This window comes from Marinobacter sp. es.048, assembly GCF_900188435.1.
Taxonomy (GTDB): domain Bacteria; phylum Pseudomonadota; class Gammaproteobacteria; order Pseudomonadales; family Oleiphilaceae; genus Marinobacter.
The window spans coordinates 296,070-319,568 of record NZ_FYFA01000001.1 but is presented as its reverse complement, the minus strand read 5'-3'; the positions used below and the strand labels follow the sequence as shown (position 1 = coordinate 319,568).

Here is a 23,499-nt window from a genome sequence, read left to right as displayed (position 1 = left end):
GAGGGGCCGTTTTCGTTTGGGGGGTTAACCGGGCGAGATCAGCTGAAAGCCGGAATACCGGTCTGGCCCCGCCCCAGAATCAGGGCGTGGACATCGTGCGTACCTTCATAGGTATTTACGGCTTCGAGGTTCATCACGTGGCGGATCACGTGGTACTCGTCGGAAATGCCGTTGCCGCCGTGCATGTCCCGGGCAACCCGGGCGATGTCCAGGGCTTTGCCGCAGTTGTTGCGCTTGAGCAGCGAAATGGCATCCGGCGTTGCCGTGCCGGCATCCATCATGCGGCCCAGTTGCAGAACCGACTGAAGGCCGATGGTGATCTCGGTCTGCATATCCACCAGCTTTTTCTGGATCAGCTGGTTGGCGGCCAGGGGCTTGCCAAACTGCTTGCGCTCCAGGGTGTAGTTGCGGGCCGCGTGCCAGCAGAACTCAGCGGCGCCCAGCGAGCCCCAGCTGATGCCAAAGCGGGCCTTGTTAAGGCAGCTGAACGGTCCTTTCAGTCCCTCCGCCTCAAGGTGGTTCTCTTCCGGAACGAACACCTCGTCCATAAAGATGGAGCCGGTTTCCGATGCGCGCAGGGAAAATTTGCCCTCAATCTTTGGAGTGTCAAGGCCTTTGGCGCCTTCGCGCTCGATCACAAAGCCGTTCACCTTGCCGTCTAGTTTGGCCCAGACTACGCAGACATCGGCAATCGGGGAGTTGGTGATCCAGGTTTTGGAGCCACTCAGCAGGTAACCGCCGTCCACTTTCTTGGCCCGGGTTTCCATGCCGCCTGGATCGGAACCGTGATTAGGTTCAGTCAGGCCGAAGCAGCCGACGTATTCGCCGGAGGCCAGTTTGGGCAGGATGCGTTTTTTCATCGCTTCCTTGCCGTAGGAATAGATCGGGTATATCACCAGAGAAGACTGAACGCTCAGGGCCGAGCGGTAGGCCGAGTCAACCCTCTCCACTTCCCGGGCAATCAGGCCGTAGCAGACATGGTTCAGCCCCGGTCCACCGTATTCTTCCGGCAGGGTCGCGCCCAGCATGCCGAGTTCACCCATCTGGTTGAAGATAGAGCGATCGAACTTTTCGTGCCGATTGGCCTCGGTGATTCCGGGCATCAGTTGCTCGTCACAGAAGCTGCGGATGCTGTCTTGGACCTGGCGCTCGGTTTCGTCCAGTTGGGCGTCGAAACCCAGCAGATCATTCCAGGGTGCGGAAGCCATTGTGTACTCTCCTGAAAGCGAATAGTTAAAGCCCAGCGCTAGGGGCGAGGGGCCAATCTGTGCTATCTTTGTGTCAACGTTGTTTCATTAAGCGAAACACAGTTTTGTAATATGCTTACGAAAGACTAATCCGGGTGTTATGGAAATGCAAGCGGTGTTAAAGCCTGACCAGGTGCCCCCGTGTTGAGTGGCATGCTCCAGTGGTTGGTGTCCCTGGCGGTGGTTGTCGAGCTGGTGGCCATTTGCCTGGAGAGCCGCGAGCTCAGTGCTGTGGCGGGGGTTATGTTTGTCTCTGCCTTTCTGGCAGGGGCCGGTCGCCTGCAGGGGTACGCTCGGATGCTGCTGGTAATCGCCCTGCTGGTGCTTGGCGGCTTCGCCTGGCGCGGATCTCTCGACGCCGGGCAACTGCTGAAAGCGGCGTCTGACGCGGCCTTCTATTCCGCGTTTCTGGGTAGCCTGGGCTTGATGCAGTGCCTTGTGCGCCGGTTCGAGGTATTGCGCCGGATTCACGATGTGCTGCTGGGTGGAAAGCCCATACTGCTTTATCCCAAGTACGCCCTGGTCAGTTGTGGCGTAGCCACGGTTCTGAGCTTTGGCATGATGAATCTGTTGTGCGGAAGCCTCTCTGAAACACTGCGTGAGCGCGGCATCAGTGGCGAGTCGCGCCTGCAGTGGTTACGGAGCGTTCTGATCAGTGCCCTCAGGGGCTTTGCCCTGGTGCCGCTGGTGGCGCCCACCAGTGTGGCCGTGGCCATTCTTACCCGCGAACTGCCGCAACTCAGCTGGTCACAGCTGCTGCCCTTCGGTCTGGTTGCGGCGCTTCTGATGGTGCTGATTGGCTGGGTGCTGGAACAGCGCCGCTTCCGCAAAGTCAGCAGTGAGCGCGTCGCCGTTGAAGGCTGGCTGCCGGGCACCGGGCGCCTGCTTGCGCTGATCCTGGTGGTATTCACGGTGATGGCGGGCCTGGTGGCGACGACCGGTTTCAAGGTGTCGGTGGCGGCTATGTTGTCGGTGCCCACCGTTACGCTGCTTTACATGCTTTGGCAGGAGCGGGCGCTAATGCCGGTTTTGAAGGAGGGTGCGGGCCAGGTATGGGCCATGCAGAATGAAATGGCCATTTTTGCCGCCTCTGCCATCCTGGGGGTTGCCCTGTCTGCGGTCATTCCGGCGGATGCGCTTGCTGGCCTTGTCGCCACTGGTGGCGGCGTGTTCCTGGTCGCCGTTGTTGGCATGCTGATGATGCCCATGTTCTCCATGATCGGGATCATTCCCATCACGGTCCTGAGTGTTCAGGCTGGTTTGCTGCCCCAGTTGGTGGCCGAAGGGATGGAGCTTTTGCCGGTCGCCGTGGCACTGGTTATCGGCTTCTCCCTCGCCATGATGCTGTCGCCTTTTGGCCCCTCGGTGATGTTGCTGGCCCGCTTCGGGCAGATCTCACGATGGGTGGTGGCGTTCCGCTGGAACGGACTGTTCGTGCTGATTGCGCTCCCGGTGCTGCTGGCGCTGACAGCGCTGGTGGCATGGCTGGCACCCGGACTTGCCTGACGTGCGGGCGTGGCCGGTGCCGGTGTGCTGTGGTGCCAGAACTCAGTAACCCCGGTCAGTATCCACAATGCCGGAAATGGCGCGGCCCTCGGCGTGATCCCGAATCTTGCCGGTGATCTGCTCAATGGTGGCGTCCCTCAGGGTCCGGGCCGAGATATGCGGGGTGATGGTGATTTCTTTTCGTTGCCAGAATGGGTGCTCCTCCGGTAACGGTTCCTTCCGGAACACGTCGAGCGAGGCGCGCAGCAGTTTGCCCTCGTCCAGCGTCCGAAGCAGATCTTCCTCAACCAGGTGTTCACCCCGGCCAACGTTGATCAGTACGGCGCCCGGCTGGAGCTGGCTAAGTAATTCATAGCCGATAATGTTCCGGGTCTCATCAGTCAGCGGCAGGGTGTTAACCAGAACCCGGGTGGTTTTCAGAAAATCGCCGAGCTGATCCGGACCGGCGTAGGTATTGACTCCTTCCAGGCTGTGGTCCCCGCGGGCCCAGCCGCTCACCCGATAATCCAGATTGGACAGAGTGCGGGCCACACGCTTACCAATGTGGCCAAGTCCCATGACACCCACCGGCCATTCGCTGCGTTTGATCGGGCGATGGATCTTCCAGATGCCCTGACGCTGTTGTTCCCGGTAGGTTTCCATCTCGCGGCTGGCTTCCAGCAGCTGGTGCAGCACGTACTCTGCCATCTGCGCCGACATGCCGGCATCCTCCAGGCGCACCACCGGAAGGTCGGCCGGCAGGTTGGGCACTTTGAGCAGGCCATCAATGCCGGCCCCGAGGTTGAATACCGCCTTGAGATTCTTTTCCCGTTCGAACAGCGCCTCGGGCGGTTGCCAGACAATGGCGTAATCCGCATCGATGGCTGGGCCGTCCGGGTTCCAGACATAAACCTCGGCGTCCGGTAATTGCTCCAGGATCGGTACCGTCCAGCGTTCCGGTTTGGGGTCGCCTGCCACAAAAAGAATTTTCATTTTGCCTCCGGGGGTCGCCACGGGGTTCGTTGGCTGCTAATTTGTTTTGCAATGCAGAATAAGGTATCCGCTAAAACGTTGAAAGTCGGTATCCGATACCGCCATGCGATTCTGATTTTGAAACATAATTGATAAGTGTTTCATATTTGGTGCGGATTTTGAAAAGACTTTCTGGTACTTGATTTCTGCAGCGATTAAAATCATGAATCCTTTGTTATTCACCATATTAATACACCGGTTACCGGAGCGGGCGACGCGGTTGGAGGACGTCCCATTATGGCAGGAAAAAAGCAGATCTCACCCGAACTGAAAGTGGCATCCACTGACGGTGAGCCCGTGAAGCCGGAAAAAGACCGCAAGTTTGTCGAGGCCCTGTCCCGCGGCCTGGACGTGCTCCGAGCCTTCAGCCAGGGTCCTGTCATCCTGGGGAACCAGGACATTGCCCGTATCACCGGATTGCCCAAGCCGACGGTGTCGCGGATGACCTATACCCTTACCAAGCTCGGTTACCTCAGCTACAACACCCAGCTGGAGAAATACCAGCTGAGCTCCGGGGTGCTGGCGCTTGGCTATGCCTACGTGTCCAATCTCAAGGTGCGTCAGCTGGCCAAGCCCTACATGGACGAGTTCGCCCGCCAGACCAACATGTCCGTTGGCCTCACCTGCCGGGACCGGTTGCACATGATCTACGTGGAAAACCGTCTGCCACCGGAAGCCTCCCTGTTGCGCATGGATATCGGCCTGAAACTGCCGATGGCCAGTACCTCCGCCGGCCGCGCCTACTACTGCGCCGTCAGCGACAAGGCCCGCCTGGTGATCGACGACGCCATGGCCGCGAAATATGGTGATGCCTGGCCAGAGAAGAAGCAGGGCCTCGACCAGGCCATGAAGGACTACAAGGAACACGGCTTCTGCCTCTCCATTGGCGAATGGGACCGGAACATCAACTCTGCTGGCGTGCCCATTCACTTGCAGGATGGCACCATCATGGCCCTGACCTGTGCCGCACCGTCTTACCTGGTGCCGGCCGAAAAGCTTCGCGGTTCCATTGCCCACCAGCTGGCGATGCTGGCAGGCGATATCGAATCGCTGGGTGTTTAAAAGCCACCTCCCGACAAACTCCAAACCAAGAAACCGCATAAGAACCCCTGCGGTTTTTTTATACCTGTAGTTTAATGGGTGGTTGAAACCACCAACGAACTTGTATTAAATCGCACGCATGTTTCGCTAGTTAAAACCACATTTCAGAACGAATGCGAGGAGAAATCATGTCTGAGGTCGTTAGCTATAACCGGGAAGGCAACATCGGCGTTATTACCGTGAACTACCCGCCGGTAAACGCCCTCGGCCAGGCTGTTCGTTCCGGTCTGCTCTCAGCCCTGGAGCAGGGCCAGAAGGATGCCGAGGCCAAGGCGCTCCTGCTGGTTTGTGAAGGGCGCACCTTTATTGCCGGTGCCGACATCCGTGAATTCGGCAAACCCATGCAGGAGCCCACGCTGCCGACACTGGTCAATACTTTTGAAAACAGCGACAAGCCGCTGGTTGCCGCGATCCATGGCACAGCCTTGGGTGGTGGCCTGGAAACCGCTTTGAGCTGTCACTACCGGGTTGCGATCAGCAGCGCCAAGGTAGGCCTGCCGGAAGTGAAGTTGGGCCTTCTGCCGGGTGCTGGCGGCACACAGCGGCTTCCGCGACTTACCGGTGCTCAGAAAGCACTGGAAATGATCACTACCGGTGAATTTGTCGGCGCCAAGGATGCCCTGGCCCTGGGCATTCTCGATGCCGTGGAAGAAGGCGACGATATCCGCTCAGTGGGCATGGCCTATGCGCAGAAAGTAGTCGACGAAGGCAAACCGGTGCGTCGTGTTCGGGATATCACCGACAAAATCGAGGCGGACAAGGGCAGCGATGTCTTTGACCAGTTCCGAGACGAGCTGAAAAAGCGAGCCCGTGGCCTGTTCTCTCCGTTCAAGTGTGTTGATTCCGTGGAAGCGGCTTTCAATCTGCCTTTTGACGAAGGCATGAAGCGCGAGCGGGAACTGTTCATGGAATGCATGGAATCACCCCAGCGCGCCGGCCTGATCCATTCGTTCTTCGGTGAGCGTGAGGTCTCCAAGGTCAAGGGGCTGCCGAAGGATACGCCGGTTCGTGACGTGAAGAGCGTTGGCATAATCGGTGCCGGCACCATGGGTGGTGGTATCGCCATGAACTTCGTCAACGTGGGGATTCCGGTCACCATGGTCGAGGTCAAGCAGGAAGCCCTGGACAAGGGTCTGGCGATCATCCGCCGCAACTACGAGAACTCCGCGAAGAAAGGCAAGCTGACCCAGGAGCAGGTGGAGCAGCGGATGGCGCTGATCACTCCGAGCCTGACCTATGACGATTTCCGGGACGTTGATCTGGTGATCGAGGCGGTATTCGAGAACATGGCCATCAAGAAGGAAATCTTCGCCAAGCTGGATGAGGTCTGTAAGCCTGGCGCAATCCTGGCGTCCAACACCTCAACCCTGGATATCGACGAGATTGCCTCTGCCACCAAACGCCCGGAAGACGTGGTGGGTATGCACTTCTTCAGCCCGGCCAACGTGATGAAGCTGCTGGAAAACGTGCGTGGCAGCAAGACCTCCGACGAGGTCAAAGCTACGGTGATGGCGGTCGCCAAGAAGATCAGGAAAGTCGGTGTCATGGTGGGCAACTGCTATGGCTTTGTTGGTAACCGGATGCTCCACAAGCGCGGCACCGAGGCCATGTCCCTGGTGGATGAGGGGGCTTCCCCGCAGCAGGTCGACAAGGTGCTGACTGATCTCGGCTTCCCCATGGGGCAGTTCGCGATGTCCGATCTGGCCGGCATTGATGTGGGTTACCGCATCCGGGAAGAGCGCCGCAAGTCGGGCGAAGACATCCCGGCCAGCTGGATGGACAAGCTCGCGGAGCAGGGCCGCCTTGGCCAGAAGACCCAGGCAGGTGTATACAAGTATGAAGAAGGCAGCCGCAAGCCGATTCCGGATCCGGAAGTTGAGCAGCTGATCGAGCAGTTCCGCAAGGAACAGGGGATCACGCCCCGGGAGATTACCGACCAGGAAATCCTGGAGCGCTGCGTGTATGTGATGATCAACGAAGGCGCGAAGATCCTGGAGGAAGGCATTGCTGATCGCCCGCTGGATATTGACATTGTCTGGATCTACGGCTACGGCTTCCCGGCCTACCGGGGTGGCCCCATGTTCTGGGCCGATCAGGAAGGTCTGGATACCATTCTTTCGGCGGTGAAGAAGTATCAGGACACCGTGGGTGGCGAGCAGTGGAAGCCGGCGGCTTTGCTTGAGAAGCTGGTTGCTGAAGGCCGGAAATTTGCTGACTTGTAACATCTGACATAGCTCGTAGGTCGGATTAGGCGAAGCCTTAATCCGACAACAAGAGGTAAACGGTCAACTCGATGTCGGGTTACGGCTTCCGCCTAACCCGACCTACATGTTTCGAATTATGAGGGCATTGTTATGTCTGATGCAGTCATCGTTTCCACCGCACGCACCGGCCTGGGTAAATCCTACCGGGGCTCTTTGAACAATACGCACAGTGTCGACTTGGCGGGGCATGTGATCAAACACGCCGTCGATCGTGCTTGTATCGATCCGGCCATCGTTGAAGATGTGATTATGGGTGCAGCTTTCCAGGAAGGCGCCCAGGGCCGCAATATTGCCCGCCTGGCGGCTATCCGCGCGCGGCTCCCGGTTACCACCGCAGGTTTTTCCATCAATCGGTTCTGCAGCTCGGGTCTGCAGTCCATTGCCCTGGCTGCCCAGCGGGTTGTGTCCGAGAAGGTGCCGGCCATGGTGGCTGGTGGGGTCGAGTCGATTTCCCTGGTGCAGAACGAAAAGATCAACAGCTTTCACGCCACCAACGAGTGGCTGATGAAGCACAAGCCTGAGCTGTATCTTTCGATGATCGAGACGGCGGATGTCGTGGCCAAGCGCTATAACGTCAGCCGTGAGGCCCAGGATGAGTATTCACTGATTTCCCAGCAGCGCACGGCGGCGGCCCAGCAGGCTGGCAAGTTTGACGATGAGATTGTGCCTTTCGACGCCACCATGCTGGTCAAGGACAAGGAGACCGGGCAGGTCAGTGAGAAACAGGTAACCCTGACCAGCGATGAATGTAACCGCCCGAACACCACCCTCGAGGGCCTGGCCGGTCTGGAGCCGGTGCGTGGGCCAGAGCAGTTTATCACGGCGGGTAATGCCAGCCAGCTGTCGGATGGCGCTTCCGTGTGCACGGTGATGAACAGCACCTACGCCGAGAAGCACAACATCGAACCCATGGGGATTTTCCGCGGCTTCGCCGTGGCCGGTTGCGAGCCGGACGAGATGGGCATCGGCCCGGTCTTCGCTGTCCCTCGGCTGCTGGAGCGAGCGGGTTTGACCATGGACGACATTGATTTGTGGGAGCTTAACGAGGCTTTTGCATCTCAGGTGGTTTACTGCCGTGACCGTCTTGGCATTCCTATGGAGAAGCTGAACGTAAACGGTGGTTCCATTTCCATCGGCCACCCCTTTGGTGTCACCGGCTCTCGCCAGACAGGCCATGCCCTGATCGAAGGCAAACGTCGTGGCGCGAAATACGTGGTGATCACCATGTGCATCGGTGGTGGCCAGGGTGCTGCCGGCTTGTTCGAAGTAGTATGAAGTCGGAATAAACCCGGGGTCAGAGGAAATCGTGCTTCTGGCCCCCACTTAATCGACAGGGGGAAACATGGACAGACAAGCCAAAGCAGTGGTCTGCCGGGAATGGGGGCAGCCCGTTCAGGTGGAAACCATCACGGTAGAAGGCCCCAAGCGGGATGAAATTACCGTTAAGATCGCGGCCTGCGGCGTCTGCCACAGCGATCTGTCCGCCACCACGGGCAAGATTCCCTATCCGCCTCCACTGGTCCTGGGGCACGAAGCTGCCGGGGTGGTGGTGGAAGTCGGTGAAGGTGTGACCGCCTTCAAGGAAGGCGATCATGTGGTTAGCACGTTTATCTCCATGTGCGGCAAATGCAGCCAGTGTGTCCGTGGCCGTCCGGTGCTGTGCGAGAACGCCCGCAAGGCCATGTTCAACCTGCCGGATGGCACCGTCAGAACCAAGGGTGCAGACGGCGAGCCCCTGAACGTCTTTGGCGCCTGCGGCGTGATGGCCGAGTTTGCCACCATGCACGTGGATAATTGTGTCAAGGTGGATGAAACGGTGCCCATGCAGAACGCAGCGCTGGTCAGCTGTGCCGTGATGACCGGTGTAGGCGCCGTGTTCAACACCGCAAAGCTTGAACCCGGCTCCCGCGCCGCCGTGTTTGGTATCGGCGGCGTTGGCCTCAACGCCATTCAGGGCTGTGTCACCGCCGGCGCCGAAATGATCGTGGCGGTGGACAGCAACCCGACGAAGCTGGCGATGGCGAAAGAATTCGGCGCCACCCATACCGTGAATATTAACGAGGTGGAAGGCGCAGCCAAAGCGATAAAGAAAATGACCGGCGGCGTAGACTATGCCTTCGAATGCGTGGGCGCCGGGCCGGTTGTCGAGCAGGCCTACAAGAGTCTGGGTCGTGGCGGCACTGCCGTGGTCGTGGGTGTGGCGGATCCGAAGGACAAGACCTCACTGACCACTCTGACCTTGCCGGCCGATGAGCGCACGCTCAAAGGCAGCTGGCTGGGCTCCGCCAGGCCGCAGCACGATTTCCCCAGAATCCTGGGTCTTTACAAGGCTGGTAAACTCAAGCTGGACGAACTGGTTACCCGGACCTACCCCATAGAAGAGGCCGCACAGGCGTTCGATGATATGGTGGCAGGCAAGAACGCCCGTGGCGTTATCGTATTTGAATGAAGGGGGAAGCATGAACGAGCTGAACAGGAACTACATCAACGGCCAATGGGTTAGCTGGGCCGGTGATATGATCGACGTTCACGAAGCTGGCACCGGTGACGTGATTGCCCGCGTTCCCGCCGCCGGCGCGGATGAAATGGAACAGGCCATTGCTGCCGCCGATGCGGCGTTTGAATGCTGGTCGGAAAGCACCCTGGAAGAACGAATCAAGGTGCTGGAACAACTGCATGCGGGCCTGAAAGAGCGCGCGCCGGAAATCGCCGAGACCGTCTGCCGGGAAGTGGGTATGCCGATCAAGCTGGCCACGCCGATCCAGGCCGGTATGCCGGCTGCGGTGACCAAAAGCTATCTGAAGCTTTTGCCGGACTTCGAGTTTACCGAGCAGTCCGGAAACTCCGAAGTGCAATATGCCCCGGTTGGCGTGGTTGGCTGTATTACCCCCTGGAACTACCCGCTGCACCAGGTAATCCTGAAAATCGTTCCGGCGATTGCGGCCGGTTGCACCGTGGTGCTCAAGCCTTCTGAGATCGCTCCCCAGACGGCGTTTATTCTTGCCGAGATCCTTGATGGCACCGACCTGCCCAAGGGCGTTTTCAACATGGTGTGCGGCTATGGCCATACCGTGGGTGATACCCTGATCAAGCATCCGGATGTGCGCATGGTGTCCTTTACCGGTTCCACCCGCACCGGCAACCTGATTGCCCACGCCGCCGCCGACGATTTCAAACGGATCGCCCTGGAGATGGGGGGCAAATCTGCCTCCGTGATTCTTCCGGATGCTGACCTGGCGGCCGCCGTCAAAGGCACGATCAACAACTGCCTGCTGAACTCCGGCCAGACCTGCACGGCACTTACGCGCATGCTGGTTCCCGCAGACAAACACGACGAGGCATGCGAACTGGCTGCCGCTGCCGTGGCAAAAATGACGCCCGGCAACCCTCTGGAAGAATCCACCCGTCTTGGCCCGCTGTCGTCTGCCCAGCAGCGTGACAAGGCCATCGACTACATCAAACTGGGTATCGAGGAAGGCGCCAAGCTCATTGCTGGCGGCCCTGAGGCACCAGAGGGTTGTGACAAGGGTTACTTTGTCAAGGCCACCGTCTTCGGCAACGTAAAACCGGATAGCCGCATCGCCCAGGAGGAGATCTTCGGGCCGGTGCTATGCGTGATCCCGTATAACGATGAAGCCGAGGCGGTGAGGATCGCCAACGGTACCCAGTACGGCCTTTCCGGTGCCGTCTGGTCCGGCGACGATGCCAAGGCGAAGAAAATTGCCAGCAAGCTGCGCACCGGCCAGGTATTCGTGAACGGTGGTGCTTTCAACCCGATGGCACCGTTCGGCGGGTTTGGCCATTCAGGCATTGGCCGTGAATTCGGTAAATGGGGAATGGAGGAGTTTCTGGAAGTTCGTTCGTTGCAGTTGTAATCGCTGGAGCCGGATGTCGGGTTACGGCTCTGCCTAACCCGACCTACGGTAAGGTCCATAAGGTAGGTCGGATTAGGCGAAGCCGTAATCCGACAGATCCTCCAAAGACACCCCACCTCGGGGCCAGTCACCATGCGTCAGGCTTTACCACCAAGCAAAATCCGAACCGCCGTACAGGCATCCTCCAACTCCGCTTCTCTTGGCTCGCGTCCGGCGATGATGTCGCTGTACAGGCAGGACTCCGCCAATCGAATCATGAAGTAAGACAGGCTGAAGATGTTCATCGGCGGCTTGATGTGCCCGGCGGCTACCTGGTCTTTCAACATCCGGGTGTTGGTTTCCACCGTGCGGGTGTGCAGGATTGACTGGGATGAAGTGAGGATCTTCAGGGCGTATTCCGGGTCCTGGTTGATGAACCGCCGTAGCGGTTCGAAGTGCAGGATGGCGGAGTTGGTGCGTCGGTACACACCGACGATGTAGTCCACGCCCACGCCGGGGGTTTCCGCCATAGCCTGTCGCCAGAGGGGTTCATACAGGGCCCAGAGAATCTCTCCGATCAGTAGATCCTTGTTGCCCACCCAGCGAAACAGGGTGGCGCGGCCAATTCCGAGCTCATCAGCCAGCGGCGCCAGGTGAATGCGCTCACCCTTGAGCCACATGCGACGTGCCCGCTTGAACGCGTCGGCCGGTGTTGCCCTGGTTACGGTCTTGTCTGCCACTGAAACCTCATGCCCGAATTTGGATTCATTTTAACGGCTAAACCCGGAGCCGGCTATGCGCGTGGAATAGCGGGTCCGTGATGGTTTTGTGAACTTTTGGACATACACTCTTTAACTGTCCGTGACTCTCCCGTAAACGCCACCGTGCAGTCTGGTTTTGAGGCTGGAATCAATTCCGGCATACAAAAACCTACGGAGAGATCACCATGAAAAACCTGAGCCGAATGTTTGCGATTGCCATGCTGGGTATGCTGGCAACTTTTGCCACAGCTGACGACATGAAGTCATCAAGCGATGGCATGAAGGGCGACGCCATGATGAAAGACGACATGGCCGATAAGGGTATGTCGGATCACGGTATGGAAAAGGATGACATGTCCAAAGACATGGGGCACGGTATGAAAGAAGATGGTATGGCGCAGGATGCCATGAAAAACGATGGCATGGACGACATGAAGAAGGACGGGATGTCGATGAAAGACAGCGCCATGGACGACAAGGACAAGATGTAGCCTGATCTGAATGGAGCCCTGTACGCATGACGCGAACGGTACTGATTATCGAAGACAATCCCGGCATCGGCGAGCTGGTGCGTATGCAGGTGTCGGATCTGGGTATGAATGCTGTTCTGTTGGACCGGGGTGATACCGGTCTGGAGCGGTTCCGTGAGGGTGGCATCGATCTGGTCATACTGGATCTGATGCTGCCCGGTCTTGATGGTCTGGCGGTGTGCCGGGAGATACGATCATCTCCGGGCTATGTTCCCGTTTTAATGTTGACGGCTAAGAGCACGGAGCTGGATCGGGTTCTGGGCCTGGAAATGGGGGCGGACGATTACCTCACGAAGCCATTCAGCGTGGCGGAACTTGCGGCCCGCGTCAAAGCCCTGTTCCGTCGGGTGGACGCCCTCTCTCAAGGTTCGCCTGCAAGTAAGGAAGTTGAAGAGATTCAGGTGGAAGGGCTGAAAATTGATCCGGTTCGCCGGCGCGTGTTTGTCGACGATCACGAGGTGGATCTCACCGCCCGTGAGTTTGATCTGCTCTGGCACTTTGCCTCCCACCGGGGCCGGGTTTTCAGCCGGGCGCAGTTGCTCGATGCAGTCTGGGGTTATAACCATGAAGGCTACGAGCATACCGTGAACACCCACATCAACCGACTGCGTAACAAGATAGAAGCCGATGCGGCCGACCCGAGATACGTCCAGACGGTCTGGGGTGTTGGCTATCGGTTCATGGATTAATCGTGGCCCTGTCTGTATTCCGAACCCTCTATGCCCGGCTGGCCATTGGTCTGTTCCTGCTACTGCTTGTGGTGGGGGGGCTCTTCACCTTTCTGAGTCTGGCTTCGGTTAGAGAATACTCGGCAGCGGTTAACCAGCAACTGAACCGGGATCTTGCCCGCAATCTGGTGTCTGACCGAAACCTGGTAACCGATGGTGAACTCAATCGCGACGCCCTGAAGCAGCTTTTTGAACTGTACATGACGATCAACCCCAGTATTGAGATCTATCTTCTGGATACCGACGGCAACATCCTGTCCTACTCCGCGGATCCGAACAAGATCAAGCGCAACCGGGTGTCCCTGGCCCCCATCAGAACACTGCTCGAAACCCCCGAAGCCTATCCGCTGCCCGGCGATGACCCGCGCAGCCATGACCGGCGAAAAGTCTTCTCGGTAACGCCGGTGCCATCAGCAGACAACCCAACGGGCTATCTGTACGTTGTTCTGAGGGGCGAGGAATACGATCTGGCCGAGAGCATGGTGCACAGTAACCGTCTCCTGCAGTTGGGCGCAGGTGCGCTGGCGGTGAGCCTGTTTGTCGGACTCCTGGCCGGGCTGGTGTTTTTCCGACTGTTGACACGTCGGCTGTCGCGGCTGACCGAACGGGTGGAATCCTTCGAACGCGGCATGTCTCCAGAGAGCACGGTGGCGATTTCCGGCAAAGGCGATGACATTGATTACCTGGCCGCCAGGTTTGATCAGATGGCTCAGCGGATTGTTGCCCAGCTGGACCTTCTGAAACACAAGGATGCCCAGCGCCGGCAGCTGGTCGCCCAAGTCTCCCATGACCTGAGAACGCCACTGGCATCCATCCAGGGTTATATCGAAGCCTTGCGTATGAAACAGGACACGCTCGCCGCCGAGGAGCGGGCACGTTTCCTGGATGTTGCCCTGACCGAAAGCCACCGGCTTGGTCGCCTGGTGGAAGAACTGTTTGAGCTTGCGGCACTGGATGCCCGGGAAAAACAGCCGAAGACGGAACCGTTTGTGGTTGCCGAACTCCTGCATGATGTGGTGCAGAAACACCATCCCGAGGCAGAGCGTGCCGGCGTTGCCCTGTCGATTGTCTCCGTGGCACCGGTCAGGGTGCTGGCGGATATCGCCATGACCGAGCGGGTATTGGATAACCTGATCAGCAATGCCATCAGTCATTCGCCACAGGACACGGAGATCACACTGAGCGTTGCCGAACGGGACGGCGGTGTGGAGATTACCGTCGCGGACGCTGGCCCTGGCATCGATGATGCGGACCTGGAACACGTCTTCGAACCCTTTTACCAGGCCTCAGGCGCCTCCAGGACGGGGCATGCCGGGCTTGGGCTCGCCATTGCCCAGAGAATGGTTTCACTTCAGCAGGGGAAACTCTCTGTCCGCAATGCCGATGGCGCCGTTTTCAGCGTCTGGCTGCCTCTGGCCGGCGACAGTTCCGGGCCGGGCGGCGAAAAATCCACAGCGTTATGAATTCGTAACACCTGGTGAACGTTTTCGTGAATCCGCGACCCTACGCTGTAGGAATGGAATCACGTAAAGGAGAAGTCTGATGAAACGTAAGATTGTTGGTATATTTTCGGCACTGGCGCTTGTCTCTGCGGCCGGTTTGTTCACCAGCTATGCGGTTGCCGAGAAATCGGAGTCGCAGATGAGCAAATACGCACCGGATCAACCGGGTCTGGCCGTCGCAACCTTTGCTGGCGGTTGTTTCTGGTGTGTCGAGGCCGGATACGAGAAACGGGTGCCGGGCGTGGTAGAAGTCGTCTCGGGCTATTCCGGTGGGGAAGAGGCAAGTCCTTCCTATAAGCAAGTTGCCTCGGGGCAGACTGGCCATACCGAAGCGGTACAGGTCTATTACGACCCGAACGAAATGACATATGAGGGTTTGTTGCAGGCGCTCTGGCGGATGATGGACCCGACCGATAATCAGGGCCAGTTTGTGGACCGAGGCCAGCAATATCGACCCGCTATTTTCTACCATAACGCTGAGCAGAAGCGCCTGGCCGAAGCGGCTGTTGCAGAGTTGGAGGCTTCCGGAGTGTACGAGAAGCCTGTAGTGATCGAAATCGTGCCATTCGAGAAATTCTACCCGGCCGAGGAGTATCACCAAGACTATTACGACAAGAATCCGGTGCGCTACAACTTTTACACCTTCAACTCTGGTCGCTATCAGTTTATCGAGAAGGTGTATGGCGAAGATTACGAGCTCGATTACACCCGGTTCCAGGAGATGGCCACGGTAGATGCCAGTGACGACCTGGTGGGCGATGAAAGCGCCAGCACAGAACCCGGTCAGATGGGCAGTGGCTTTGATCCGGAAAGCTTTGAAAAGCCAGCTCAGGATGTCCTGAGGCAGCGTTTGACCGATATGCAGTACGAGGTCACCCAGGAAGACGGCACCGAGCCGGCGTTCAATAACAAGTACTGGGACAACAAGAAGTCAGGGCTTTACGTGGATATTGTCTCGGGCGAGCCGCTGTTCTCATCGCGGGACAAGTACAAATCCGGTACCGGCTGGCCCAGCTTTACCCGGCCCATCACGCCAGAGGCTGTGGTGGAACTTGAGGACAACTCGTTCTTCATGAGCCGGACGGAAATCCGCAGTACCCACGGGGATTCCCACCTGGGTCATGTCTTTAACGATGGTCCCGCGCCGACCGGGTTGCGCTACTGCATGAACTCTGCGGCGATGGACTTTATCCCCCTGGAGGACATGGAAGAGGCCGGCTATGGCAAGTGGATTGACGACGTCAAGCCGAAAACCGACATGGCAAGTCAATGACTTGCTGCAGTAGGTCGGATTAGCGAAGCGTAATCCGACAGTCTCACTCACACTACAGCCAGAGATCCGCCACCCGGGTCTCCCGGCTGAAGTGGTGCAGCACCTGCGCCTGCAACAACTCCGCCGTGGCAATTGCATCAATCAGGGCGTTATGGGCTGCGTAATGGGGCAGCCCATAACGCAGCCGGCTGTCGGCCAACCGGATTGATACCGACTTCTTGCCCATCAGTCGTTGCCACCGGGAAGGGTTGCGATCCGGATGCAGGTGAGCTTCGATGGCCATCGTATCAAGAACCGGAAACCGTATGCCCTCGCCGAGTCGCCAACGCAGGGCCACATCCAGGAACGAACGCTCGATATTCCGGTAATGCACCACCGGGATGCGGCCATTCAGATAGCTAAACAACTCTCTCAGGATATCTTCCAGGTCAGGCGCTTTATCGATGTCGCTGTGGGTGATGCCATGAATGGTCACTGAAGTCTGGTGTAGGGGTAGTTTCGGGCGCACCACCCAGTGCCGTGCTTCGGCCAGCTGGATACCGTCCAGGGTGAAGGGCACCAGACCGATGCTGACAATGGAGTGCTGGCTGGCATCAAGCCCCGTGGTCTCGAAATCAATGGCCAGCATCCGCACCTCTGAGATGGGCGTGTCGGGTGAGGGACAGCCGCTCTCATAAAACGCTTTCAGGATCGGTGATTTGCTCTGTTTGGCCAGGGCCTGGTATTGCTCTGGCCACGGCAAGCTTTGAATGGAAGGCTCGCCAGAAGAGGCATCAGACATTACGGGCCACCTGGGCGTTGTAACGGAATCTCAGGAATTTCTGAGCGTTGTTGACCACCTGGAACGCATCCTTGAGGTGGCTTCTCTCGAAAGGCGAAAGGTCTTCTGGACGAACATTGTTGTCTGGCTCGCGCCCGGCTTCAATCGCCAGGGCCTGGTGCCGGATCCGGACAATGGAAATGAACTCGAGGGCATCTCTCAGGTTGCCAAGATCGTCTTCCATCAGGAGTTTGGTGTTGCCGATGGCCTTGAGGCGTTCAAAGGAATTCTGTGCCCGGGATTGACAGGCCAGGGCATGGATCCGGATCAGGTCAGACAGCGGTGCGGTTCCGCGACGTTTCAGGTTAAAGGTTTTCTGCTGTTTGCCATCTTCCTCAAGCACAAAGGTTCGGAAGAAACCAATGGGCGGCGTCCGGTTCAGGGCGTTGCGGGCCATCATGGCAAGAAAACGCTGACTGTTACTGGCTTTCTCGGCCACTAGTGTTTTCAACTGCTCGGCAAATTCGGTCTCGCCGTAGATGCCGTCCAGATCAAAGAAAATGTTGCTGTTAAGCAGGGCTTCGGCCTTCGGATTCTCGATCCAGTCGGTGAAATAGCCCTTCCAGACGCTCAGAGGCTGCCGCCATTTCTGGTTTGTGGCCATGATGTCGCCGGTACAGTAGGAGTAGCCACACTCGGCCAGTCCATCGCTGACGAACTTCGCCAGCACCCGGAAGTACTCATCGTGGGCCTCTGGCACAAAGCTGTCGTCCAGGATCATGGCGTTGTCCTGGTCGGTGACCACCAGCTGCTCGTCCCGGGCCATGGAGCCAAGCGCCATGAAGCAGTAGGGAACCGGCGGTGGTCCAAATTTCTCTTCGCCCAGTTCCAGCAGACGCTGGGTAAAGCTGCGCCCGATACCGGCCATGGCACTGCCAATCATGTGGGAGTTGGCATCTTCGTTCACCATACGCACGAAGCTGTCCCGCACATCCAGGCTGATTTTCTTCAGGCCTTTGACATCCTGCTGATGGTATATGTTACTGACTAGGTAGAGGCTGCTCTGGCTCTCGTATTTCACGATATCGGAAAGCGCAATGACGCCTCGAACCTCATCCCGATCCATCACCGGAAGATGGTGCACGTTGTTGTGCAGCATGGTGAGCATGGCCTCGAATATGAACATGTTCGAGCGGATGGTGATCAAGTCTTCAGACATGATCTCGCTGATCGGGGTTTCCGAGGCCAGTGCTTCGCTGAGGGCCCGGGTACGCAGGTCGCGGTCGGTGATGATGCCCTTGAGCCGAGGTTTTTCGCCTTCCTCATCCATCAACAGCAGCGCCGAAACACCGTTTTCAGTCATGATCCGGGCGGCTTCCTGAAGCCTGACTGTGCAGGGCGCCGTCACCGGTTCGCGGGATATCAGCCGGGTGACTTTGGAGGTCATCAGTTCGTTGGACTTTTCCCGGCGGGAAACAGCCGAGCGCAGGCGGCTGCGGTCTTCAATCTCGACGAAATCGGCGAAGTTGTCGTCGTTTTCCCACAGATATTGGAAGGTGTCGTGGGGGATCTTATATAGCAGGGTGTCTTCGATGGCTTTGGCTGGAAAACGCACCTTCCTGTTCATCAGAAGGCCAAACTGGCCGAAGACCTCACCTTCACCGATCCGGTTGTAAAGCTCCCCGGTTCGCCGATAGATTTCAACGGCGCCACTGCGCACGTAAAAGAGCCAGCTACTCGGGTCACCCAGTTCCAGGACCTTGCTGCCGGCCTTGGAATACACAACCTCTATTTCGCCAACCACCCTGTCGAGCAGCTCCTCGGGCATCTCGTCAAACGGCGGATATTGTGCCATGTGATTGCGGATGTCGATGAGCTCAGCCTGCATAAAACTCCCGGTTTTGCCAAAGAAAAGTGGTTGTCAGTCATGGAATATAGCAGTGGCAGAGGCCTCCGGCCATGTCCACCTTTGATGGATTTCATTGACCGCTTAAACGGGGGTTGCTAGCCTTGGCCCACTTTTTCAGGTGTCCGTCGCATAGCGCGACGGGTGAAACGGGAAATCGGTGAGCCTGGTAACGCCAGTGCAAATCCGATGCTGCCCCCGCAACGGTAAGCAGGACAACGGCAATCTTTGCGCCACTGTGTCGCCACGACATGGGAAGGTGATTGCCCGGGAACCGAGGGTTCCGCCTGTCAGCCCGGAGACCGGCCTGGAAAAACACCCGATGTTGCGGTGGGCAACCTGGGTGGGTGATATGCCGGTTCCGCTTTCCTGACACCAGTCTACCGCCTGCCCTCATTTCCCTTTCCGCAAAAAAACCCAGATTCCCGTGCGGGTGCGCGCGGAGTGCGGAGCAAGCTTCATGTTCAGAATTCCATACCCTGTTTTACTGGCCGGCGTTTCCCTGGCCGCCCTGCCGTTGGCCGTTTCGGCCCAGTCTGCCCCAGAATTCGATGCCCTGGATCCCATTGTGGTTACCGCGACACTGGGGCCGAAAACCGTTGGTGAGAGCCTGTCTTCGGTTACCGTCGTAGACGAAGAGGACATTCAGCGACAGCAACCCATAGAATTTCGAGAACTTATCGAGTCTCAGCCGGGCGTAACGGTCTCCCAGAACGGGTCTTTCGGCAAGCAGACCGGTGTGTTCATGCGCGGTCACGCCTCCGATGCAACCGTGCTGCTTGTGGATGGGGTGAGGATCCGCTCCGCAACAGTTGGTGGCCCGGCCTGGCAATTCCTGCCACCGCAACTGGTGAACCGGGTAGAAATTGTTCGCGGTAGTCGTAGCAGTCTTTACGGTGCTGACGCCGTTGGTGGTGTTGTCCAGGCGTTCACGCTGCCGAGATCCCAGGGAAATCGTGGCTGGGTAGAGGCAGGCGCCGGGAATTTCGACAGTCAGCAGTATGGCGGCGGCTTCTCTTCGGTGACTGACCAGACCCGTGTCACGATCGGCGCCAATTACTTCCATACTGACGGTGCGCCGGTTATCGAAGACGGGGACGACAAGGGTTATGACAACACCTCCGGCGTTGCCAGTGCATCCCATACCTTTGATAACGGCGTAACAGCGGGGTTCAGTTTCCTCAGCGCGAAAGGCAATACCGAGTACGAGGGTGGCGAGGAAGATTTTCGCTTCCAGACAGCGGGTGCCAATGTTGAGGTCCCAGTCACCGCCAACTGGCGAACATCGCTCCATCTGGCAGATTCTCGCGATGAGCTGGAAGATTTCAGTGCCTTTTCCGGAGTATTCAACACCCGCACCCGCAGCTCGCGCATCGAGAACTGGCTGACCGCCGGCACCCATGAATTCGTGCTTGGTGCGGAGTATCTGGTGGATAAAGTCGAGAGCACGACCGCCTATGAGGAAAGCAGCCGGTCCAATGAGGCTTTCTTCGGGCAGGCGCTGCTGAATTTTGGCCGGACCGATGTGCACCTCAGTCTGCGTAGTGACGATAACGAAGCCTACGGAACGGAAGAGACCTGGGGCGCTGCGATTGGCTATAAGCTGGACGCACATCATCGGGTTCGAGCCAATGCCGGAACCTCGTTCAAGGCGCCTTCCTTCAACGATCTGTACTTTCCAGGCTTTGGCAATCCCGATCTTCAGCCCGAGGAAGCCACCAGCTACGAAACCGGCATCGAAGGCCGCTACGTAAACTGGTTCTGGGATCTGGCTATTTACCAGAGCGACGTTGAAGACCTTTCCCTGCCAACCCAGAACCAGGCTACAAGTGTCCCTGAAGCCCGGCTCAGAGGCGTTGAGCTGAGCACAGGCTGGCAGCAGGACGGCTGGTATCTGAAAGCTGTGGCCTCCGCTGGCGACTTCGAAGATAAGGAAGCCGGACAACAGCTGGCCCGACGGGCAGAGCGCTCCGTTCGGCTGGACCTGGACAAAGAGATCAATACCTGGAGCTTCGGGACCACGTTCCGCGCTGAGAGTCACCGGTACGAAGACCTGTTCGGTATCGGGCGCGAACGCATCCCTGGTTTCGGCGTCTGGGACCTGAGAGCGAGCAAGATTCTGGCTCGGGGCTGGCGGGCATCGCTGACCGTGGATAACGTACTGGATAATGAGTACGCCACCGCAAAACGTTTCGACAATACCGATTTCATTGCCGCCGGCCGAACCTTCATGGCCTCGGTGCGCTATGATTTCCAGCAGTAAATTCACCGATCTGAGAGGCTCCCGCCGTCCATGAGGCACCTCGGGTTCGCTGCGTTATGTGTACTGCCTCTGCTTGCGCCCTTGTTGGCGCAGGCACAGGGAATCTGTGTACGCGACGCGCTGAACCAGAAGGTATGCCTGACTGACCCCGCCCAACGCGTTGTCTCCCTTTCACCCGGCGCTACGGAACTGCTGTTTTCCGCAGGCGCCGCTGCCAAGGTGGTGGCGGTGAGCGCCTGGAGCGATTATCCCGCAGAAGCTGCGGATTTGCCGCAGGTGGGCGACAGCAATCGCCTGGACCTGGAGGCCATTGTTTCGCTGGCACCGGACCTGGTGGTGGCCTGGGTGGATGGCAATTCCCGCAGCCAACTGGAACGGCTGTCAGACCTTGGTATTTCGGTATTCTGGCTAGCCCCGCGAACGTTTGACGACATTGCCGTGGCGGTGTCGGATCTGGCGTTGCTGACGGGGTCAGCGGATCTCGGCAATGAACGGGCCGAAGCGTTTCGCGCAGAAATAGCCACGCTGAAAGCTCAGTATGCCGATACCAGGCCGGTTAAGGTGTTCTACCAGATATGGGACCAGCCACTGATGACCGTTAACCGGGAAGAGCTTATTAGCAAGGCCATAACCCTGTGCGGCGGTGTGAATGTCTTCGGCGAGCTGCCACGGTTAGTACCCCGGATCAGCCGGGAGGCGGTTCTGGAAGCCAACCCCGAAGCCATTATTACCGCCGGGTCTTCGGACGACAGGGAATGGCTGGAAGCCTGGCGCGAGTTTCCGGGCCTGGCAGCGGTAGCCGCCGACAACCTCTTCCTCGAGCCGCCGGACCTGCTGGCGCGCCCGACGCTTCGTATGGCAGACGGCGCCAGACACCTGTGCCAGACCCTGGAGCAGGCCCGTGCCAATCTCTAGCCCGTACAAACCACTCCTTATTCTGCTGCTGGCGGGCTTTCTGGCTGCTCTGGTCTCCGTCAGCATCGGCAGCACGGCCATAGGTTTTGAAGACACTCTGCGGGTGATAACCGGCAGTGGCACAGAGTTGCAGAAAACGCTGATTCTGGAGCTCCGACTGCCCCGGACACTGAGCGCGTTCGCGACCGGTGGCTTGCTGGCCGTGGCCGGGGCGCTGATGCAGGTATTGTTGCGAAATCCCCTGGCCGATCCCTACGTGTTGGGGCTCTCTGGCGGCGCCGCCGTTGGGGCGTTACTGGCTATGCTCGCCGGTGCTGCCGGTTTTCTGGTATCCGGCTCCGCCTTTGCCGGCGCCATGCTGGCCACCCTGCTGGTGTTTGGTCTGGCCCATGGCAGTGGCAGCTGGACCCCATCGCGGCTGTTACTCACCGGTGTGGTAGTTGCCGCCGGCTGGGGGGCCATCATTACCCTGATCCTCTCGATGACCCCGGCCAGCCGGTTGCCGGGTATGTTGTACTGGCTGATGGGCGATCTTTCCCACGCAGCCACTCCCTGGCCGGGCTTATTAATCCTCCTGCTCGTATGCCTGATGGTGTTTCCGCTGGGCCGGGCCCTGAACGTGTTGGCACGGGGTTCCCTGCAGGCAGCGGCCCTGGGCGTTTCGGTACGGCCCCTTGAATGGTCGATCTACCTGATGGCGAGCCTGCTGACCGCCACCGCCGTCACCATGGCCGGTTCGGTTGGTTTCGTTGGCCTGGTGGTACCGCACATGTTGCGGTTGGTACTGGGGAACGACCAGCGACTGATTCTGCCGGCATGCGCACTGGCCGGCGGAACGCTTCTCGTGCTTGCAGACACCCTGGCCCGGGTGGTGATTGCGCCAGAGCAGTTGCCGGTTGGCGTGATTACCGCGCTGATCGGCGTCCCGACCTTCCTGTACCTGCTGTATAGGAGCCGATGATGACACGCCTGACAACCGAAGCGCTGATCATCGACATTCCGGGGCGCGCCTCGGGCGTCCCCCTGAACCTGGCTATCGAACCGGGCCAGGTCTGGGGTGTGCTGGGGCCCAATGGCGTGGGTAAAACCACCTTGCTGCATACCCTGGCGGGATTGAGGGAGCCCAGAAGCGGACAACTGTTACTCGACGGAACGCCGCTGTGCGACATCCGACGCAAAACCGTCTCGCAACGGATGGGCCTGGTGTTTCAGGACCGACAGGATGGTTTTCCGGCGACCGTGCTGGAAACGGCTCTTATCGGTCGCCATCCCTGGTTGTCACCCTGGCAGATGGAGAGTGGTGAGGATCTGGCCATTGCCGAACGGGCCCTCGAAGCGCTGGACGTCATCCACCTGAAAGATCGCCTGGTGAACACCCTATCCGGCGGCGAACGCCAGCGAGTAGCCATTGCCACCCTGATGACCCAAAGCCCGGAAATCTGGCTGTTGGACGAGCCGACCAATCACCTGGATTTACAGCACCAGACTGCCGTCATGAAGCTGCTGCGAAACCAGTCAGCATCCGGTAGAGCCGTCTTCATGTGCCTCCACGACCTGAATCTGGCCGCCCGATGGTGCGACCAGATCCTCCTCCTGTACCCCGACGGCCAGGCCTGCTGGGGCCCGGCCCGCGACATGTTGGTGACCTCTGCCCTTGAGAGCCTGTTTGGCCAGCGTTTGCTATCTGCCGAACTGGATGGTTTTCCAGTGTTTGTTCCAGCCTAATCAGGCAACAGTCTCTTTTTTATTTTTCGCAAATGAACAAGAAATGTAATAAACGCCTCTCGCTCGTTAACGTATGAACGCATTGCAAAAATCGCTGTAGGAGCTACCGTGAAGGTCGACTTTTTCGGTCATGGATTCTCCCTTTTCGGATTT

Annotated in this window: 19 protein-coding genes and 1 riboswitch; of the genes, 14 read left to right on the top strand and 5 right to left on the bottom strand. The window is 58.5% G+C overall.

Annotated elements, in window-relative coordinates:
- Positions 1-38: 38 nt before the first annotated feature.
- Complete coding sequence (locus CFT65_RS01525) at positions 39-1,208, bottom strand: acyl-CoA dehydrogenase (protein WP_088826294.1); 1,170 nt, start codon at positions 1,206-1,208, stop codon at positions 39-41.
- A 183-nt stretch (positions 1,209-1,391) separates the two neighbouring features.
- Here CFT65_RS01525 and CFT65_RS01520 point away from each other — a divergent pair, with 183 nt between their 5' ends.
- The gene (locus tag CFT65_RS01520) at positions 1,392-2,753 is read left to right on the top strand and encodes a hypothetical protein (protein ID WP_088826293.1); all 1,362 of its coding nucleotides are present in this window, start codon (positions 1,392-1,394) and stop codon (positions 2,751-2,753) included.
- Positions 2,754-2,795: 42 nt separating this feature from the next.
- On the opposite strand, the gene CFT65_RS01515 is transcribed toward CFT65_RS01520, so the two are convergent.
- Positions 2,796-3,725 (bottom strand): 2-hydroxyacid dehydrogenase, encoded by a 930-nt coding sequence (locus tag CFT65_RS01515; RefSeq protein WP_088826292.1) that lies wholly within the window; start codon positions 3,723-3,725, stop codon positions 2,796-2,798.
- A gap of 276 nt (positions 3,726-4,001) precedes the next feature.
- Here CFT65_RS01515 and CFT65_RS01505 point away from each other — a divergent pair, with 276 nt between their 5' ends.
- The 5 genes from CFT65_RS01505 to CFT65_RS01485 all read left to right on the top strand — a co-directional run bounded on the left by CFT65_RS01505 (position 4,002) and on the right by CFT65_RS01485 (position 11,004).
- Entirely contained in the window at positions 4,002-4,826 is an 825-nt protein-coding gene (locus tag CFT65_RS01505; RefSeq protein WP_088826290.1) for an IclR family transcriptional regulator, read from the top strand.
- Positions 4,827-4,993: 167 nt separating this feature from the next.
- A complete protein-coding gene (locus CFT65_RS01500; RefSeq protein WP_088826289.1) occupies positions 4,994-7,087 on the top strand; it encodes a 3-hydroxyacyl-CoA dehydrogenase NAD-binding domain-containing protein in 2,094 nt (697 codons plus the stop codon).
- 132 nt (positions 7,088-7,219) lie between these two features.
- Positions 7,220-8,404: an acetyl-CoA C-acyltransferase gene (locus CFT65_RS01495; protein WP_088826288.1), complete on the top strand. Its 1,185-nt coding sequence runs from the start codon at positions 7,220-7,222 to the stop codon at positions 8,402-8,404.
- Between the two features lie 67 nt (positions 8,405-8,471).
- Entirely contained in the window at positions 8,472-9,578 is a 1,107-nt protein-coding gene (locus CFT65_RS01490; RefSeq protein ID WP_088826287.1) for a zinc-binding dehydrogenase, read from the top strand.
- A gap of 10 nt (positions 9,579-9,588) precedes the next feature.
- Positions 9,589-11,004, top strand: a complete 1,416-nt coding sequence (locus CFT65_RS01485) for an aldehyde dehydrogenase family protein (RefSeq protein ID WP_088826286.1) — start codon at positions 9,589-9,591, stop codon at positions 11,002-11,004.
- A 137-nt stretch (positions 11,005-11,141) separates the two neighbouring features.
- On the opposite strand, the gene CFT65_RS01480 is transcribed toward CFT65_RS01485, so the two are convergent.
- On the bottom strand, positions 11,142-11,723 hold the full coding sequence (locus CFT65_RS01480) for a QsdR family transcriptional regulator (protein WP_088826285.1): 582 nt from the start codon (positions 11,721-11,723) through the stop codon (positions 11,142-11,144).
- Positions 11,724-11,929: 206 nt separating this feature from the next.
- Here CFT65_RS01480 and CFT65_RS01475 point away from each other — a divergent pair, with 206 nt between their 5' ends.
- The 4 genes from CFT65_RS01475 to msrB all read left to right on the top strand — a co-directional run bounded on the left by CFT65_RS01475 (position 11,930) and on the right by msrB (position 15,777).
- Positions 11,930-12,235 (top strand): hypothetical protein, encoded by a 306-nt coding sequence (locus tag CFT65_RS01475; protein WP_216360402.1) that lies wholly within the window; start codon positions 11,930-11,932, stop codon positions 12,233-12,235.
- A 26-nt stretch (positions 12,236-12,261) separates the two neighbouring features.
- The gene (locus tag CFT65_RS01470) at positions 12,262-12,963 is read left to right on the top strand and encodes a response regulator transcription factor (protein ID WP_088826284.1); all 702 of its coding nucleotides are present in this window, start codon (positions 12,262-12,264) and stop codon (positions 12,961-12,963) included.
- A gap of 2 nt (positions 12,964-12,965) precedes the next feature.
- Positions 12,966-14,465 (top strand): sensor histidine kinase, encoded by a 1,500-nt coding sequence (locus tag CFT65_RS01465; protein WP_088826283.1) that lies wholly within the window; start codon positions 12,966-12,968, stop codon positions 14,463-14,465.
- Between the two features lie 79 nt (positions 14,466-14,544).
- Entirely contained in the window at positions 14,545-15,777 is a 1,233-nt protein-coding gene (msrB, locus tag CFT65_RS01460) for a peptide-methionine (R)-S-oxide reductase MsrB (RefSeq protein WP_088826282.1), read from the top strand.
- Between the two features lie 52 nt (positions 15,778-15,829).
- Here the strand turns inward: msrB and CFT65_RS01455 are convergent, their stop codons facing one another.
- Both CFT65_RS01455 and CFT65_RS01450 read right to left on the bottom strand, forming a co-directional pair.
- On the bottom strand, positions 15,830-16,558 hold the full coding sequence (locus CFT65_RS01455) for a 3'-5' exonuclease (RefSeq protein WP_088826281.1): 729 nt from the start codon (positions 16,556-16,558) through the stop codon (positions 15,830-15,832).
- Complete coding sequence (locus CFT65_RS01450) at positions 16,551-18,425, bottom strand: putative nucleotidyltransferase substrate binding domain-containing protein (protein ID WP_088826280.1); 1,875 nt, start codon at positions 18,423-18,425, stop codon at positions 16,551-16,553. Before CFT65_RS01450 ends, CFT65_RS01455 begins: the two co-directional genes overlap by 8 nt.
- A gap of 120 nt (positions 18,426-18,545) precedes the next feature.
- Positions 18,546-18,769: riboswitch (cobalamin riboswitch) on the top strand.
- A 134-nt stretch (positions 18,770-18,903) separates the two neighbouring features.
- Here CFT65_RS01450 and CFT65_RS01445 point away from each other — a divergent pair.
- From CFT65_RS01445 to CFT65_RS01430, 4 genes are read left to right on the top strand one after another with little or no spacing between them, the layout of a single operon-like run.
- Positions 18,904-20,706, top strand: coding sequence for a TonB-dependent receptor domain-containing protein (locus tag CFT65_RS01445; RefSeq protein ID WP_088826279.1), 1,803 nt, complete (start codon positions 18,904-18,906; stop codon positions 20,704-20,706).
- 30 nt (positions 20,707-20,736) lie between these two features.
- A complete protein-coding gene (locus CFT65_RS01440) occupies positions 20,737-21,621 on the top strand; it encodes a cobalamin-binding protein (RefSeq protein ID WP_172408404.1) in 885 nt (294 codons plus the stop codon).
- Positions 21,608-22,582 (top strand): FecCD family ABC transporter permease, encoded by a 975-nt coding sequence (locus tag CFT65_RS01435; RefSeq protein WP_088826278.1) that lies wholly within the window; start codon positions 21,608-21,610, stop codon positions 22,580-22,582. The genes CFT65_RS01440 and CFT65_RS01435 overlap by 14 nt, the downstream gene beginning before the upstream one ends.
- Positions 22,582-23,346, top strand: a complete 765-nt coding sequence (locus CFT65_RS01430; RefSeq protein WP_088826277.1) for an ABC transporter ATP-binding protein — start codon at positions 22,582-22,584, stop codon at positions 23,344-23,346. The genes CFT65_RS01435 and CFT65_RS01430 overlap by 1 nt, the downstream gene beginning before the upstream one ends.
- Positions 23,347-23,499 lie beyond the last annotated feature (153 nt).

Excerpts from the sequence above, each read along its gene's own strand:
- CFT65_RS01470 (WP_088826284.1), top strand. The coding sequence starts at position 12,262 with ATGACGCGAACGGTACTGATTATCGAAGACAATCCCGGCATCGGCGAG.
- CFT65_RS01505 (WP_088826290.1), top strand. The coding sequence starts at position 4,002 with ATGGCAGGAAAAAAGCAGATCTCACCCGAACTGAAAGTGGCATCCACT.
- CFT65_RS01500 (WP_088826289.1), top strand. The coding sequence starts at position 4,994 with ATGTCTGAGGTCGTTAGCTATAACCGGGAAGGCAACATCGGCGTTATT.
- CFT65_RS01515 (WP_088826292.1), bottom strand. The coding sequence starts at position 3,725 with ATGAAAATTCTTTTTGTGGCAGGCGACCCCAAACCGGAACGCTGGACG.
- msrB (WP_088826282.1), top strand. The coding sequence starts at position 14,545 with ATGAAACGTAAGATTGTTGGTATATTTTCGGCACTGGCGCTTGTCTCT.
- CFT65_RS01445 (WP_088826279.1), top strand. The coding sequence starts at position 18,904 with ATGTTCAGAATTCCATACCCTGTTTTACTGGCCGGCGTTTCCCTGGCC.
- CFT65_RS01490 (WP_088826287.1), top strand. The coding sequence starts at position 8,472 with ATGGACAGACAAGCCAAAGCAGTGGTCTGCCGGGAATGGGGGCAGCCC.
- CFT65_RS01440 (WP_172408404.1), top strand. The coding sequence starts at position 20,737 with ATGAGGCACCTCGGGTTCGCTGCGTTATGTGTACTGCCTCTGCTTGCG.
- CFT65_RS01495 (WP_088826288.1), top strand. The coding sequence starts at position 7,220 with ATGTCTGATGCAGTCATCGTTTCCACCGCACGCACCGGCCTGGGTAAA.
- CFT65_RS01455 (WP_088826281.1), bottom strand. The coding sequence starts at position 16,558 with ATGTCTGATGCCTCTTCTGGCGAGCCTTCCATTCAAAGCTTGCCGTGG.
- CFT65_RS01450 (WP_088826280.1), bottom strand. The coding sequence starts at position 18,425 with ATGCAGGCTGAGCTCATCGACATCCGCAATCACATGGCACAATATCCG.
- CFT65_RS01485 (WP_088826286.1), top strand. The coding sequence starts at position 9,589 with ATGAACGAGCTGAACAGGAACTACATCAACGGCCAATGGGTTAGCTGG.
- CFT65_RS01430 (WP_088826277.1), top strand. The coding sequence starts at position 22,582 with ATGACACGCCTGACAACCGAAGCGCTGATCATCGACATTCCGGGGCGC.
- CFT65_RS01525 (WP_088826294.1), bottom strand. The coding sequence starts at position 1,208 with ATGGCTTCCGCACCCTGGAATGATCTGCTGGGTTTCGACGCCCAACTG.
- CFT65_RS01475 (WP_216360402.1), top strand. The coding sequence starts at position 11,930 with ATGAAAAACCTGAGCCGAATGTTTGCGATTGCCATGCTGGGTATGCTG.